A 14,812-nucleotide genomic window follows, 5' to 3' on the forward strand; every position below is an offset into this window, starting at 1 on the left:
GCCCACGAGCGCCGCGCCTCTCCGCACACTCTGGCCGCCTATGGCCGCGTTGCCCGCCAATATGTTGCCTTCATGGCCCAGCACACCGGCAGCACCGTTACCGCTGAAACGCTGGCGCAGGCAGACCTCACCGATTTTCGCGCCTTTCTCGCCAGCCGCCGGGCAGACGGAGCCAGCCCGTCAACGGTCGCCCACGCCGCCTCCAGCCTGAAGGCGTGGTACCGCTGGCTGGCCCGCGCCGAAGGGTTGAAGAACCCGGCCATCATCGCCCTGCAAAGCCCCAAGGCCAACAAGCCGCTGCCGCGCCCGCTCGCGCCCATGGAAGCCGCAACCGTGGCCGAGGCCGCTGAGCGGCCCGATGACGAGCCGTGGATTATTGCCCGCGACACCGCCGTGCTGCTGCTGCTCTACGGCTGCGGCCTGCGCATCAGCGAGGCGCTGAGCCTCAGGCGGTCCGTTGCTCCCATGGGGGAAGCCATCACCGTTTTGGGCAAGCGCAACAAGGAGCGCCGCGTGCCGGTGCTGCCCGTCGTCGCCGAGGCGGTGGACGCCTACCTTGCCGCCTGCCCCTATCCGCTGCCCCCAGAGGGCCCGCTGTTCATCGGCGCACGCGGCGGACCGCTCAATCCGCGCATGGTGCAGCTGACCATGCAGCGTGCCCGGGTCTCGCTCGGCCTGCCGCAGTCCGCCACGCCCCACGCCCTGCGCCACAGCTTCGCCACTCACCTGCTCGCACGGGGGGCCGACCTGCGCGCCATTCAGGAACTGCTCGGCCACGCCAGCCTGTCCTCGACGCAGGTTTATACGGAAGTGGATGCGGCCCGCATCCTCGACATCTACCGGAATGCCCATCCAAGGGCTTGATGTTAACTTTCGCTAACGGGGCTTTCTTCGCAGGAGGCGCGCACGGGCCACCTCCTGCGAATGCTGAAATTCAGAACTTCACCCGATCTTGCTCTCAATGGCGTCCCAGATCATGCCGGCCGTGTTGGTGCCGTTGAAATTATCGATGGCGACGATGCCGGTCGGCGAGGTGACGTTGATTTCGGTGAGGTAGCCGCCGATCACGTCGATGCCGACGAACAGGAGGCCGCGCGCCGCCAGTTCGGGACCGATACGCTCGCAGATCTCCTGCTCGCGGGTAGTCAGATCACAGGCTTCCGCCTTGCCGCCGGCGGCGAGGTTGGAGCGGATTTCACCGCTCTTGGGCAGGCGATTGATGGCACCGGCGGGCTTGCCGTCAACGAGCACGATGCGCTTGTCGCCCTGAGAGACCTCCGGCATGAATCGCTGCACCATGAACGGCTCGCGGCCCATGGTGCTGAACACCTCGACCAGCGCCGAGAGGTTGGGGTCCTTGAGGCCGACGTGGAAAACCGCCGTGCCCGCATTGCCGTAAAGCGGCTTGATAACGATCTCACCGTACTCGCGGCGGAAGGCCTCCACATCCGCCAGCGAGCGGGTGATCAGCGTCTCGGGCATCAGGTCATGGAAGCGGGTGACGAACAGCTTCTCGGGCGCGTTGCGCACCTCGGCCGGGTTGTTCACCACCAGCGTCTTCGGGTGCACCATTTCCAGAAGGTGCGTCGCGGTGATGTAGGCAAGGTCGAACGGCGGATCCTGCCGCATCAGCACCGTCTGAACATCGGTTGCCAGATCGAGCACGGCCTCCTCGCCCAGACGGAAGTGCTCGCCCTTCACGCGCTGGACCTGCTCCACGCGGCGGGCGCGGGCGGTGACCTTGCCGTCGCGGTAGCTCAACTGGTCCGGCAGGTAGTGCCACATCCGGTGCCCGCGCTTCTGCGCCTCGAGCATGAGATGGAAGGTGGAATCGCCGTTGATGTTGATGCCTTCGAGCGGGTCCATCTGGACCGCGACCTGCAACGCCATGAGTAATCCTATAACTTGATCGAGGAAGTTTCGAGTATCGGCTAGTTGATGGAGCGCGCAAGCCTTTCCAGCGTCTGCCGGATTCGCTTGGAGGTGCGCACGTCCCGCGTCGTCTCCAGCATGGCTGACAGCGAGGCCCGCGCGGCCGAGAACCGCCCCAACTCCTGCTCCAGCCGCGCCCTCTCCCACCACAGGTCGCTGAAGGCGGGGGCAACGGCGGTCATCCGCTCATGGATAACGAGGGCGCGCTCCCGGTCTCCGCCCTCCTCCGCCCGCCAGGCGATGTTGTTCAGCAGCCGCACCAGAATGGCCCGGTTGGACAGCGGCTCCATGTGCAGCGGGTTCATGTAGAGCCCCGGCCCGGCGACGCTGCGCAGCAGCACCTCCACATCATCGTCGTTCAGCACCGCGCCGCTGGAGAACGGGTCCTGAATGACAGCGTTCGACCCGTTGCCGATGCGGATGAGGAAGTGCGAGGGCGTGTTGATGCCATAGGCGGCCCACCCGACCGCGCGGGCGGCGCTGATGTAGAGGATGGAGAGCGCCACCGGCAGCCCGCGCCGCCGGTCGATCACATCGATGATGTTGGCGTTGGCGGGGTCGTCGTAGGACTCCCGGTCGCCTGCGAAGCCGAACGCGCCAGCCAGCACGGATTGCAGCACGGCGGCCTGTTCGGCCGCGCCTTCGGCGTGCAGTCCAAGCTCGAACACCTCGCCCGCCACTTCATCAAGGAAGGCGCGGTACTGGGAGACCGGCACGCGCGGATGGTCGAGACCGGCGAGCAGCAGCGCGGCTTCCGCCAGATCGATCTCGGGGTCGTCGAGCGCCCCGAACCGGGTGATTTCACTCAGGCCCATAGCCCATCCTCGCCTGCGACCCCACAAAGGTGCCTCGGCCAACGCCATGGCGCAACCAGAACCGCATCAATCCGCACTGTTTCCCAACTATTTCCGTAACGCACCGCAAGCAGGCTCGCCGCCCTTCTCACCCGCGCCATATTGCCCCGTGCGGCAGCCTCGGCCGCTTGGGCAAGCGTGGCGCGGTATTTTACTTCCACGAACACAAGGCAACGCCCCCGCCTTGCAACCAGATCCACTTCTCCTGCACGGGTGCGCACACGCCGCGCCAGAATTCGGTAGCCCTTCAGCCTTAGCCAGCAGGCTGCAACGTCTTCGGCCCGGCGGCCCCGGCGCTCGCTGCGCTGCCGCTGATTCTGGGAACGCTGCGCCTCCAAGCGGTCAGGTCCGCCCGGTCAGGCTGAGGGCCAGCTTGTACAGCTCTTGCCGTTGACCGCCGGTCTCGGCCGCCACGTGCTTGGCCGCCTCCTTGACCGTCATGGTCTCAAGCGCTGCCTTCAGCCGGTCTTCAATGGCCTCGGCCGTAAACGTCTCCTCCACGGGTGGGCCCACCACCAGCACAATCTCGCCTTTGGGCGGGTTCTCACCCGCCAGCGCCGCCGCCAGATCCTCCGCCTGCCCGCGCCGCACTTCCTCATGCAGCTTGGTCAGCTCACGGGCGATGGCTACTTCCCGGTTGCCCAGCACGGCGGCGATATCGCCCAGGGTATCGGCAAGCCGCGGCCCCGTCTCATAAAAGATCAAAGTCGCGCGGACTGGCTTCAGTTCCTCAAGAACCTTCGTGCGACCCGCAGTTTTTGGCGGCAGGAAGCCGGCAAACAGGAACCGGTCCGTCGGCAGCCCGGCCACGGTCATGGCGGCGACGGCCGCGCACGGCCCCGGCAAGGTGGTAACGGGAATGCCCAGCTCGTGCGCCGTGCGCACCAGCTTGTAGCCGGGATCCGAGATTAGCGGCGTGCCCGCATCGGTCACCAGCGCCACCGGCATCTCGCGCGCCTTGTCCAGAAGTTCCGGACGCACGCGATCCGCGTTGTGATCATGGTAGCTTGTCATGGGCACTTTTACGCCCAGATGATTGAGAAGCTTTGCGGTTACACGTGTGTCTTCAGCGGCAACAAGATGCGCCTTACGCAGGACATCCGCAGCACGGATGGTAATGTCCCCAAGGTTGCCGATTGGGGTCGCAACGATATATAGGCCGGACGGCAGAGAGTCGTTCATAATGAACGATGGTGCCCCGTCCGACCGGTTACGGGCAATGGAAATCGCACTGGCAGGCGAAAACCGCACGGACTTGTTTCTTTGCGGAGAGTTTTTAGGGGAGCACGCATATGATGTTTAATCTGCGGATGGCCAACCTGCGGGTGGGAAGTATTGCGGCAGCCTTCGGCCTGCTGACGGTGGCCGGTTGCGCCTCGCAGAACGGCACCGTTCGCGCCCCCGCCCCTGCTCCCGTTGCGCCCGCGCAGCCGGAAGTCACCGCGCCGCAGCAGCCCGAGGTGGTGAAGCCGGGCCCCGCCCAGCACCACGTGGCGCTGCTGGTGCCGATGACCGGCCCCAACGCTCCCATCGGCCAGTCCATCGCCAACGCCGCCAACATGGCGCTGCTCGACATCAACAACCCGCAGATTCGCCTGCGTGTCTACAACACCACGGATGGCGCGGGCAAAGCCGCCAGCGACGCGGTGGCGGACGGCGCCCGCATCATCCTCGGCCCGCTGCTGGCCGACGACGTGAAGGCGGTGCAGCCGGTCGCCGAGTTCCGGGGCGTTCCGGTCGTTACCTTCTCCAATGACGCCTCCCTTGCGGGCTCGGGCACCTACGTGCTCGGCTATCAGCCCGATCAGGAGATCGAACGCGTGGTCAGCCACGCCCGCCGTCAGGGCATGAAGCGCTTCGCCGCACTCATCCCCAGCGGCAGCTACGGCAAGCGCGCCAGCGAAGCGTTTGTCGAGGCCGTGCGCGATGCGGGCGGCAGCGTGGTCTCCATCGAGACCTATCCGCGCGATCGTGCCCGGCTGCTCACCGCAGCCCGCCGCGTCGCCAACTACGATGCCCGTCTCGCCAAGGCGCGCGCCCAGGCAGCGGAGGCCACCGGCGTCGTCGGCTCGGCCGCCTCGCAGATGCCCCCGGTCAACTTCGACACCCTGCTCATCGCAGACGTGGCGGATTACGCCCGCGCCTTCGTCCCCGCCCTGAAGCAGTACGGCGTGGATACCTCGAAGGTGCGCATCCTTGGCCCGGGCCTGTGGAACACCGAGCAGAACGTGGGCCGCGGCGGCACCCTGGCCGGCGCGTGGTTCGCCTCCGTGCCGGACCACACCTACAACTCGCTGGCCCAGCGCTACGCCAGCCGCTTCGGCAGCCGCCCGTCCCGCTTCGCCAGCATGGGGTATGACAGCATCCTTCTGGTTCATGCCGCCACCGCCTCCGGCTGGAAGATCGGCACGCCGTTCCCGCGCACCATTCTGCACGCCACTGCCGGTTACACCGGCATCGACGGACTTTTCCGCTTCGACGACAAGGGCGTGGCCGAGCGCGGCATGCAGGTGAACGAGGTCACCGCCACCGGCAGCCGTGTCGCTGCCCCCGCGCCGACGGCCTTCCCGACCGAACTGGTGAACTGACGCAAAGCAGATCCCGGCCGGCAGAAACAGGACGCTACGACGCGAACTGCCTGCCGCCGGCCTGTGCATCACCTTGCCTTCAAGGCATCGCCTTCAGGAATAGACCCCGCCGGATAGGAGCCAGCGGGGTCTTGGAAAGGTGGTCTTTGAAGTTGCCAACATTTGAACTGCCATAAAACACTACCGCAATGCCATCTGGGCACAACAGCCTTATAGTCGAATATCGCCCGCCTTACCGTCCCGAGCGCTAAATAAACACATTTATTTACAACAACATACGACTACGCACTTCTTGCAAAGCTTCGCTTCCCCTGTTCCTCTGAGCCCGGCCCGACTGGCCGGTTGATAGGAACGGCAACGCGTCTGCCGTCAATCGATCAGTATCCATAACCTGGCGTGAATCTGCAGGGGTCTGGAAATCTGAGGGCGAGAAAGGAGGACATCAGAGTTGTCGACAGCAGAACTGCTGGCGGTGATCATATCACTGCTCGCGTTGTTGATCGCGGCGGTACGATTGGGACTGTCGCTTGAGACGCGCCGCAGGGACTGATGCGCCAGCGGGGAACGGCCGGGCGGTGACCAGACGCGCGGGCTCTGCCCGGCGTCCCTTGCCCCATTCGCCTTGCCTCGCCTTTCTCAAGTTGCGCCTGGCACGTTCGGCACGTCAGAAGACGGACGTTCAAAAAGCGCAGGAAGAATGGACAGGCGCGGCCCTGATAACGAAGGGGTGCAGGGGTTATAGACCCCTGCGAGAAACGCCCCCCTGCGTGCAGCTAAGCCCGTGCCAGTTCACCGAGCAGGCTGTTGAGGACCATGAGGCCCTCGGGCGTGGCGCGGAGCAGGGAGGGCGTCATCTCGATCAGTCCCAGCTCGGCCATGCGCCGGGCGGCCTGCGGGTCGATGGCGTCATCCAGCGCCATGCCGGTGCGCACCTTGAAGCGGGCGCGGTCGATACCTTCCACCAGCCGCAGGCCCATCACCAGCGCCTCGTCCGCCCGCATGTCGGAGGGAAGCGCCAGTTCGTCCTCCATGCCGTGGCCACTGGTTTCCACCGCCTCCAGCCACGCTTCCGGCTTCTTGCGGCGCTGGGTGGCGGTGGCATTGCGGCGACCGTGCGCGCCGGGACCGATGCCGACGTAATCGCCATAGCGCCAATAAACGAGGTTATGGCGACTCTCGCTGCCCACCCGGGCATGGTTGGAGATTTCATAGAGCGGCAGGCCCGCGCTTGCGGTCATCTCCTGCGTCAGCTGGTAGAGGTCGGCCTGCGTTTCCTCGTCCGGCAGCATGAGGGTGCCGCGGCGGTAGAGTTCGGCGAAACGAGTCTGGGGCTCGATGGTGAGCTGATAGAGCGACAGGTGATCGGTGCCGTAGGCCAGCGCACGGCGCAGCTCCGCGCCCCAGCTGTCGACCGTGTGGCCGGGCCGGGCGTAGATCAGGTCAAAGCTCACGCGGCCGAACGTGTTCGTCGCCAGCTCCAGCGCGGCCAGCGCCTCGGAGAGGTCATGGCGGCGGCCCAGCAGCTTCAGCGCCGCGTCATCCAGCGCCTGTACGCCGAGCGACACACGGTTGACGCCCGCCTCTGCGAAGCCCTTGAACTTGGCGGCTTCCACACTGCCGGGGTTGGCCTCCAGCGTGATCTCCACGTTGCTGGTCATCGGCCACAGGCGGGCCACTTCGTCGATGATCGCCGCAACGGTTGCGGGCTCCATGAGCGAGGGCGTGCCGCCGCCGAAGAAGATGCTGACGACCGGCTTGCCCGGCGTCAGCGCGGCCTCATAGGCGAGCTCCGCCAGCAGCGCGCGCCGCCAGCGGGCGTGATCCACGCTCTCGCGCACGTGGCTGTTGAAATCGCAGTAAGGGCATTTGGACTCGCAGAACGGCCAGTGGACGTAGACCGCAAGGCCGTCCTGCTCTGAAGTAACCTGCGAAGTTGCCGTAAAGGCGGGATTATTTTTCAATGACTGCTGCCACCAGTTGCTCGAAGGCCCGGGCGCGGTGCGACATATCGTACTTCCGCTGGGGCTCCATCTCGCCAAAGGTGATGTCGAAGCCTTCGGGTTTGAAGATGGGATCGTAGCCAAAACCGTGAGAACCGCGCATCGGCCACACCAGCGTGCCGGACACCCGGCCCTCGAACGATTCCGTGTGGCCGTCCGGCCAGGCGAGGCACAGGGCGCAGACGAAATGCGCCGTGCGGTCCTCTTCAGGCACGCCCTTCTCGTCCAGCACGCCCGTCACCTTCGCCATGGCGACGTTGAAATCCTTGGTCGGCCCGGCCCAGCGGGCGGAGTAGATGCCCGGATCACCGCCCAGCGCATCCACGCACAGGCCGCTGTCGTCCGCCAGTGCGGGCAGCCCGGAGGCGATGCTTGATGCCAGCGCCTTGATCTCGGCATTAGCGATGAAGGTGGAGCCAGTTTCTTCCGGCTCCGGCAGGTTCAGCTCACCCGCCGACACCGGCTCGATCCCGAAGGGAGCCAGCAGGTCACGGATTTCCCGCACCTTGCCCTGATTGTGGCTGGCAATGACCAGCTTGCCCGGTGTCAGCTTGCGAGACATGGCTTAGAGTCCCAGAACGCGACGTTGCAGGTTGAAGATCTCGTCCGTGCCGATGCGGGCCAGACGCAGCATGCGCAGCAGGGTTTCCTCGCTGAACGGCGCGCCTTCGGCGGTGCCCTGAACTTCAACGAGGCCGCCCGCATCGGTCAGCACGAAGTTGGCGTCCGTATGGGCAACCGAATCTTCGGCATAGTCCAGATCCAGAACCGGCACGCCCTCGTAGACACCGCACGAAACGGCGGCGACCTGACCGGTCAGCGGCCACGCGGTCAGCAGACCTGCCGTCTTCAGCTTGCCCAGCGCCTGATGCAGGGCCACCCATGCGCCCGAGATGGAGGCGGTGCGGGTGCCGCCATCCGCCTGAATGACATCGCAATCCACCACGATCTGGCGCTCGCCAATGGCCTTCAGATCAACGACGGCGCGCAGGGAGCGGCCGATAAGGCGCTGGATTTCCTGCGTGCGGCCGGTCTGCTTGCCCTTGGCGGCTTCGCGCGAGGTGCGGCTGTGGGTGGCGCGGGGCAGCATGCCGTATTCCGCCGTCACCCAGCCCTGCCCCTTGCCGCGCAGCCAGCCCGGTACGCTGGTCTCCACCGAAGCCGTGCACAGCACATGGGTATCACCGAATTTCACGAGGCACGACCCATCGGCGTGCTTGGCGAAGCCCACGGTCATCTCGAGGGGACGCATCTGATCGGGTGCACGGCCGGATGGGCGCATGGATAAAATCCTTGAATTGATTAACAATGAAACGAGCTATCTGGGTTCAGCGGCGCCCTGCGCCGCCGGAAACCGTGCTTCTACCGGCCCTGCGGCCAGCCATCAAGCGCCCTGCTTCAGGCGACTATGGCATGCCGCAACGGTTGAACAGCTTGGAAGGGGTGCCTACATTCAGCACAAGGCCATGAAGACATTGTCGATTACAGATATCAACGAGCGCGCACGCGACATCTTTCGCCAGATCGTGGAAGCGTATCTGGCGACCGGCGAGCCCGTGGGCTCGCGCACTTTGTCGCGCCTGCCGGGTATCAACCTGTCTCCGGCCTCGATCCGCAATGTCATGCAGGATCTTGAGGAGATTGGCCTTCTCTCCGCGCCCCACACCTCGGCGGGACGCATGCCGACCGAACTCGGCCTGCGCCTGTTCGTCGACGGCATGATGCAGGTGGGCGAGGTCACATCCGACGAGCGGGCCCAGATCGAGGCGCAGGCGAAGGCGGAAGGCGGCAGCCTTGAGGACGCCCTTGGCCGCGCCATCTCCACCCTCTCCGGCCTGTCCTCCTGCGCCGGCCTCGTGCTGGTGCCGAAGGCCGACATTCCCATTCGCCAGGTCGATCTGGTGCCGCTGTCGGCGCACCGGGCGCTGGCCATTCTGGTGGGCGAGGACGGCTCGGTCGAGAATCGCACGTTCGACCTGCCGCCGGGCCTCAACTCCTCTGCTCTCATTCAGGCGGCCAACTACATCAACGCCCGCCTCGTGGGCCGCACGCTCGATCAGGCCCGCAAGGCCATCGAGGACGAGCTGTCCCAGAACAAGGCCGAACTGGACGCCCTTGCCACCCAGGTGGTCGAGAAAGGCCTTGCCGTCTGGACGGCGGACGACGACAAGCGGGATGTCCTCATCGTGCGCGGCCAGTCCCGCCTGATTGAGGACGCAGCGGCCCGAGGCGATCTGGAGCGAGTGAGGCAACTGCTCGAAGACCTTGAGAGCAAACGGGAGTTAGCCCGCTTGCTGGAGCTGGCGGTGAATGCCAGCGCCATGAAGATCTTCATCGGCTCGGAGAACAGACTCTTTTCACTCTCCGGCTCATCGGTTATCGCAGCACCTTACCGCAGCGCCGATGAACGGATTGTTGGTGTCATCGGGGTCATTGGCCCCACACGGTTGAACTACGCGCGGGTCATCCCCATGGTGGATTATACGGCCCGTGTATTGACCAGATTGGTATCGCAGACATGACGCAAGAAAACGTGCAGTCCGAAACGCAGGACGAAAACAACGCCGCGGCTGAGGCTGTTGCCCCTCAGGCTCAGGAAGACGAACTGGCCGCAGCGCAGGCGGAAGCCGCCTCGCTGAAGGACCAGCTTCTGCGCCAGATGGCGGAGACGGAGAACGTGCGCCGTCGTCTCGAGCGCGAGAAGCAGGATGCCGGCGCCTACGCCGTGACCAGCTTCGCCCGCGACATTCTGGCGGTTGCCGACAACCTGCGTCGCGCGCTGGACGCCGTGCCGGAGGCTGCCCGTGCCGATCAGGCCGTGGCCAACGTGATCACCGGCATCGAGATGACCGAGCGCGAGGTGTTCAACATCTTCAACAAGTACGGCATCGCCCAGGTTGAAGCGCTCGGCCAGAAGCTGGACCCGAACAAGCATCAGGCCATGCTGGAAATCCCGACCAACGACGCCGAGCCCGGCACGGTGGTGCAGGTGCTGCAGACCGGCTTCGTGATCAAGGGCCGCCTGCTGCGCCCGGCCCTCGTCGCCGTCGCCAAGGCAGCCGACGCCGCCCCCGGCTCGTCGGTGGACACAAACGCGTAAGCTTCTGGCCTTTGCTGATTTCAGAAGCGGCGGTGGGTGCAAACCTGCCGCCGTTTTTGTTTTTCAAGGGGAGTTGCGAACTCCTCTACAAACTCTCTTTTTATGCGAGCAGGGTCTTGCGGTTCTCAGGCCCGAACGGGAGCAGGCGTTGATAGATCGCCAGCGGCGGCGCGCCGTCCACCGGGCAGCCGTGTGACAGGAGGAAGCAGTGGCGCACGATTTCGGCCTGCTGCTCGATGCCGTATTCTTCAAAGCGTTTGCCTTCGATCAGCGGCAGGTAGCTGTAGCGGGCGAAAGGACCGCGGGCGAACACGACGTTGCGGCCGGACTGGTATTGCCAGACGTGGGTGAGTTCGTGGACGAACAGCCCTTGCAGGCTGAGCGGGGCCTTGCTGAAATCCTCGTGATAGAACGGACAGCGTGGGTGGAAATGAATGTGCCCGCTGGGGGCCATGACCGTGTTGCGCGGCTGAAGCGGCCACCACCTGCGCCCGCGCACGGTGACGCGGCGGGGATCGAGCGCCTTGCCGAACACGGAGGCGGCCAGCGCCTGCTCACCCAGCGTCAGCGGACGCTCTTTCGGCAGCCAGCATCGGCCGCGTTCTATAAACGCCTTAATGGCCCGGCTGAACGATTGAAGAAGGGTCGTCATAACGGTGTGACCCATTCGCGCTCGAGGAAAGCCCGTGGTCTGCCTGGCTGGAGACGGCGTGGGCTATGATGGTTTCGGTCTCCGGCGTATCCACCGTCATGCCGCCCACCAGCGCCACGATCAGCAGAATCGCCGAGAGCAGAACGGCCCCAAGGCCTAGCGTTCGGCCAAACGTTCGAATGCTCATGAACGGGGCTCCCTGCGTCTTCCAACTCTGCTTCTATCTCTGGGTTCGGTGGCGCGCACCTGCTCGTCCGGCGCGCAGATCACAGTTTAGATCGGAACGCGGCACCAGCAATCCCCGGTCTGGTGGCAAGAGGCCGCTTGCGGCAGTGTGCCCCACCCGCCATATCCGTTGCAGAGCAATCGCACCGGGATGGGTTGTAGCCGCCAAGCTGCCTCCCTATATCGCGAAGCGAAGTGGAAATCGGGGTTCGGACCAGAACCCGGTTTAGACAAACAAAGATATTAACGGCCTGCTCCGGACGTGCTTTCTGAAGGCGTTCGACAGGCAGAAAGAGGTAGGAACATGGGTAAGGTCATTGGCATCGACCTCGGTACAACCAACTCCTGCGTGGCGATCATGGACGGCGCGCAGCCCAAGGTTATCGAGAACAACGAAGGCGCGCGCACCACGCCGTCGATGGTTGCGTTCACGGCGGACGGCGAGCGTCTCGTCGGTCAGCCTGCCAAGCGTCAGGCAGTGACGAACCCGGAAGCCACCCTGTTCGCGATCAAGCGCCTGATCGGCCGCACCTTCAACGATCCGATGACCCAGAAGGACATCGGCCTCGTTCCCTACCACATCGTCAAGGCCGACAACGGCGACGCATGGGTTGAGGCACGCAACGAGAAGTACAGCCCGTCGCAGGTTTCCGCCTTCATTCTCCAGAAGATGAAGGAAACCGCCGAGCAGTACCTGGGCGAGACCGTCACCCAGGCCGTGATCACCGTTCCGGCCTACTTCAACGACGCCCAGCGCCAGGCCACCAAGGACGCCGGCCGCATCGCGGGCCTTGAAGTGCTGCGCATCATCAACGAGCCGACCGCAGCCGCGCTGGCCTACGGCCTCGACAAGCAGGACGGCAAGACCATTGCTGTCTATGACCTTGGCGGCGGCACCTTCGACGTGTCGATCCTCGAGATCGGCGACGGCGTGTTCGAGGTGAAGTCCACCAACGGCGACACATTCCTCGGCGGTGAAGACTTCGACAAGCGCATCATCGACTGGCTGGCCGACGAGTTCAAGAACGAGCAGGGCATCGACCTGCGCAGCGACAAGCTGGCCCTGCAGCGCCTGAAGGAAGCTGCGGAAAAGGCCAAGATCGAGCTGTCGTCCACCCAGAGCACCGAAATCAACCTGCCGTTCATCACGGCCGACCAGACCGGTCCGAAGCACCTTGTCAAGTCGCTGTCGCGCTCCAAGCTGGAAGCGCTGGTGGGCGACCTGATCGAGCGCACCCTCGAGCCGTGCCGCAAGGCCCTGAAGGACGCGGGCGTCACCGCCAATCAGGTGGACGAAGTGGTTCTGGTGGGCGGCATGACCCGCATGCCCAAGGTCATCGAGACCGTGAAGAGCTTCTTCGGCCGCGAGCCGCACAAGGGCGTGAACCCGGACGAAGTGGTGGCGCTGGGCGCTGCTGTTCAGGCCGGCGTGCTGCAGGGTGACGTGAAGAACGTGCTGCTGCTGGACGTGACCCCGCTGTCGCTGGGCATCGAGACGCTGGGCGGCGTGTTCACCCGACTGATCGACCGCAATACCACCATTCCGACCAAGAAGTCGCAGGTGTTCTCAACCGCCGAGGACAACCAGACGGCCGTGACCATTCGCGTCTTCCAGGGCGAGCGCGAGATGGCGGCGGACAACAAGTTGCTCGGCCAGTTCGACCTGGTCGGCATCCCGCCCGCACCGCGCGGCGTGCCGCAGGTGGAAGTGACCTTCGACATCGACGCCAACGGCATCGTCAGCGTCTCGGCGAAGGACAAGGGCACCGGCAAGGAGCAGCAGATCCGCATCCAGGCCTCGGGCGGCCTGTCGGACGCCGACATTGAGAAGATGGTGAAGGAAGCCGAGCAGTTCGCGTCGGAAGACAAGAAGCGCCGCGAACTGGCAGAAGCCCGCAACCAGGCCGAAAGCCTCATCCACACCACCGAGCGCTCGGTCTCCGAGGCCGGCGACAAGGTGTCGGGCGAGCTGAAGTCCTCGATCGAGGCTGCGGTCAGCGACCTGCGCGGCGCTCTGGGCGGTGAGGATGTCTCCGACATCCAGGCGAAGACCCAGGCTCTGGGCCAGCTGTCGATGAAGCTGGGCGAGGAGATTTACAAGCAGGAGCCGGGTGCCGGCGGTGCCGCCGAAGGCGGCCAGGCCGGCGCCAAGGACGAAGGCGTTGTGGACGCCGAGTTCTCGGAAGTCGACGATAACAAGAAGTAAGGCAAGCGGTTGGCCGCATCAAAGCGGCCCGATGGCTTGACAGGCTCCGGGCGGGCGCGCACGACGCAACCGTCCGGAGCCTGATAGCCGGGCACATGATGGCCCGGCAGTGATGTAAACAAGCGGACAGAAAGACATGGCTGACTCTGATTACTATGAGGTGCTTGGCGTTGACCGGCAGGCTGACGACAAGGCCCTCAAGTCCGCATACCGGAAGTTGGCCATGCAGTATCACCCGGACCGCAATCCGGGGGACCATGCGGCGGAAGCCAAGTTCAAGGAAATCAACGAAGCCTACGACGTCCTGAAGGACCCGCAGAAGCGCGCGGCCTACGACCGCTTCGGAAAGTCCGCCTTCAACGGCGGCGGTGGCGGCGGCTTCGGCGGCGAAGGCTTTGGCGGCGGCAGCTTCGCCGACATCTTCGAGAACATCTTCGACGAATTCATGGGCGGCGGCCGTCGTGGCGGCGGGCGCTCCAGCGCGGTGCGCGGCTCTGACCTGCGCTACAATCTGGAAATCACGCTGGAAGATGCCTATCGCGGCCGGACGGAGAACATCACCGTTCCCACCACCATGAGCTGCGAGCCGTGCAACGGCTCCGGCGCGGAACCCGGCACCGAACCGGAAGTCTGCCCCACCTGTCAGGGCGCGGGCAAGGTTCGGGCAACGCAGGGCTTCTTCATGGTGGAGCGCACCTGCCCCACCTGCCGCGGCACCGGGCGCATCATCGCCAAGCCGTGCCGCTCCTGTGGCGGCATGGGCCGGGTCGAGAAGGAAAAGAGCCTTCAGGTCAAGATTCCGGCCGGTGTGGACGAAGGTACCCGCATCCGCCTCGCCGGTGAGGGCGAAGCGGGCCTGCGCGGCGGCCCTCCAGGCGACCTTTACATCTTCGTCTCGCTGAAGCAGCACCCGGTTTACGAGCGCGAAGGCACCACGCTGTTCTGCGAAGTACCGGTGTCCATCACCACGGTGGCGCTGGGCGGCGAGATCGAAGTGCCGACTCTGGACGGCACCCGCGCCAAGGTGAAGATTCCGGCGGGCACCCAGACCGGCAAGCAGTTCCGCCTGCGCGGCAAGGGCATGCCCTCGCTCAACGGCACCGGCCTAGGCGATCTGGTGCTGCAGGTGCAGGTGGAGACACCGGTCAACCTCACCAAGCGCCAGAAGGAGCTGCTGCAGGAGTTCTGCGAAATCGAGACCGGCGAGCAGTGCCCCCAGTCCACCGGCTTCTTCTCCCGCCTGAAGGGCCTGTGG

General features: G+C 65.1%; 14 protein-coding genes and 1 pseudogene. 6 read left to right on the top strand and 9 right to left on the bottom strand.

Annotated elements, in window-relative coordinates; all coding sequences use genetic code 11:
• The coding region (locus VIG90_RS13210; protein WP_331593989.1) for a tyrosine recombinase XerC at positions 1-864 on the top strand (864 nt) is incomplete at its 5' end.
• A gap of 78 nt (positions 865-942) precedes the next feature.
• Here the strand turns inward: VIG90_RS13210 and gshB are convergent.
• Genes gshB through rsmI form a run of 4 tightly spaced genes read right to left on the bottom strand, consistent with a single transcriptional unit; the run spans position 943 to position 3,968 of the window.
• Entirely contained in the window at positions 943-1,890 is a 948-nt protein-coding gene (gshB, locus tag VIG90_RS13215; protein WP_331593990.1) for a glutathione synthase, read from the bottom strand.
• A 41-nt stretch (positions 1,891-1,931) separates the two neighbouring features.
• On the bottom strand, positions 1,932-2,747 hold the full coding sequence (locus tag VIG90_RS13220; protein WP_331593991.1) for a transglutaminase-like domain-containing protein: 816 nt from the start codon (positions 2,745-2,747) through the stop codon (positions 1,932-1,934).
• A complete protein-coding gene (locus tag VIG90_RS13225) occupies positions 2,738-3,124 on the bottom strand; it encodes a YraN family protein (protein WP_331593992.1) in 387 nt (128 codons plus the stop codon). Before VIG90_RS13225 ends, VIG90_RS13220 begins: the two co-directional genes overlap by 10 nt.
• A 4-nt stretch (positions 3,125-3,128) precedes the next feature.
• Positions 3,129-3,968 (bottom strand): 16S rRNA (cytidine(1402)-2'-O)-methyltransferase, encoded by an 840-nt coding sequence (gene rsmI / locus VIG90_RS13230; RefSeq protein ID WP_331593993.1) that lies wholly within the window; start codon positions 3,966-3,968, stop codon positions 3,129-3,131.
• A 110-nt stretch (positions 3,969-4,078) separates the two neighbouring features.
• On the opposite strand from rsmI, the gene VIG90_RS13235 reads away from it, so the two are divergent.
• Positions 4,079-5,374 carry a penicillin-binding protein activator gene (locus VIG90_RS13235; RefSeq protein ID WP_331593994.1) on the top strand — a complete coding sequence of 432 codons (1,296 nt, stop codon included), beginning with the start codon at positions 4,079-4,081 and terminating at the stop codon, positions 5,372-5,374.
• A gap of 773 nt (positions 5,375-6,147) precedes the next feature.
• On the opposite strand, the gene hemW is transcribed toward VIG90_RS13235, so the two are convergent.
• From hemW to rph, 3 genes and pseudogenes are all read right to left on the bottom strand, one after another.
• On the bottom strand, positions 6,148-7,335 hold the full coding sequence (gene hemW, locus VIG90_RS13240) for a radical SAM family heme chaperone HemW (RefSeq protein ID WP_331593995.1): 1,188 nt from the start codon (positions 7,333-7,335) through the stop codon (positions 6,148-6,150).
• Positions 7,325-7,902, bottom strand: a pseudogene (locus tag VIG90_RS13245) (non-canonical purine NTP pyrophosphatase); the annotation flags it as partial. The pseudogene VIG90_RS13245 and the gene hemW, both read right to left, overlap by 11 nt.
• A 37-nt stretch (positions 7,903-7,939) precedes the next feature.
• Positions 7,940-8,656 (bottom strand): ribonuclease PH, encoded by a 717-nt coding sequence (rph, locus tag VIG90_RS13250; protein ID WP_331593997.1) that lies wholly within the window; start codon positions 8,654-8,656, stop codon positions 7,940-7,942.
• 184 nt (positions 8,657-8,840) lie between these two features.
• Here rph and hrcA point away from each other — a divergent pair, with 184 nt between their 5' ends.
• Both hrcA and grpE read left to right on the top strand, forming a co-directional pair.
• Positions 8,841-9,896 (top strand): heat-inducible transcriptional repressor HrcA, encoded by a 1,056-nt coding sequence (hrcA, locus tag VIG90_RS13255; RefSeq protein WP_331593998.1) that lies wholly within the window; start codon positions 8,841-8,843, stop codon positions 9,894-9,896.
• Positions 9,893-10,474 (top strand): nucleotide exchange factor GrpE, encoded by a 582-nt coding sequence (grpE, locus tag VIG90_RS13260; RefSeq protein WP_331593999.1) that lies wholly within the window; start codon positions 9,893-9,895, stop codon positions 10,472-10,474. The genes hrcA and grpE overlap by 4 nt, the downstream gene beginning before the upstream one ends.
• A gap of 100 nt (positions 10,475-10,574) precedes the next feature.
• On the opposite strand, the gene VIG90_RS13265 is transcribed toward grpE, so the two are convergent.
• Together VIG90_RS13265 and VIG90_RS13270 are read right to left on the bottom strand one after the other, a co-directional pair.
• A complete protein-coding gene (locus VIG90_RS13265) occupies positions 10,575-11,126 on the bottom strand; it encodes a vgr related protein (RefSeq protein WP_331594000.1) in 552 nt (183 codons plus the stop codon).
• A complete protein-coding gene (locus VIG90_RS13270; RefSeq protein ID WP_331594001.1) occupies positions 11,089-11,313 on the bottom strand; it encodes a hypothetical protein in 225 nt (74 codons plus the stop codon). Before VIG90_RS13270 ends, VIG90_RS13265 begins: the two co-directional genes overlap by 38 nt.
• A gap of 342 nt (positions 11,314-11,655) precedes the next feature.
• Between VIG90_RS13270 and dnaK the strand changes: the two genes are divergently transcribed.
• Entirely contained in the window at positions 11,656-13,557 is a 1,902-nt protein-coding gene (gene dnaK, locus VIG90_RS13275) for a molecular chaperone DnaK (RefSeq protein ID WP_331594002.1), read from the top strand.
• A gap of 136 nt (positions 13,558-13,693) precedes the next feature.
• Positions 13,694-14,812, top strand: a 1,119-nt coding sequence (dnaJ, locus tag VIG90_RS13280) for a molecular chaperone DnaJ (RefSeq protein WP_331594003.1), incomplete at its 3' end; no start/stop codon positions are given.

It is taken from the genome of Pedomonas sp. (assembly GCF_036515995.1).
Lineage (GTDB): Bacteria > Pseudomonadota > Alphaproteobacteria > Sphingomonadales > Sphingomonadaceae > Pedomonas.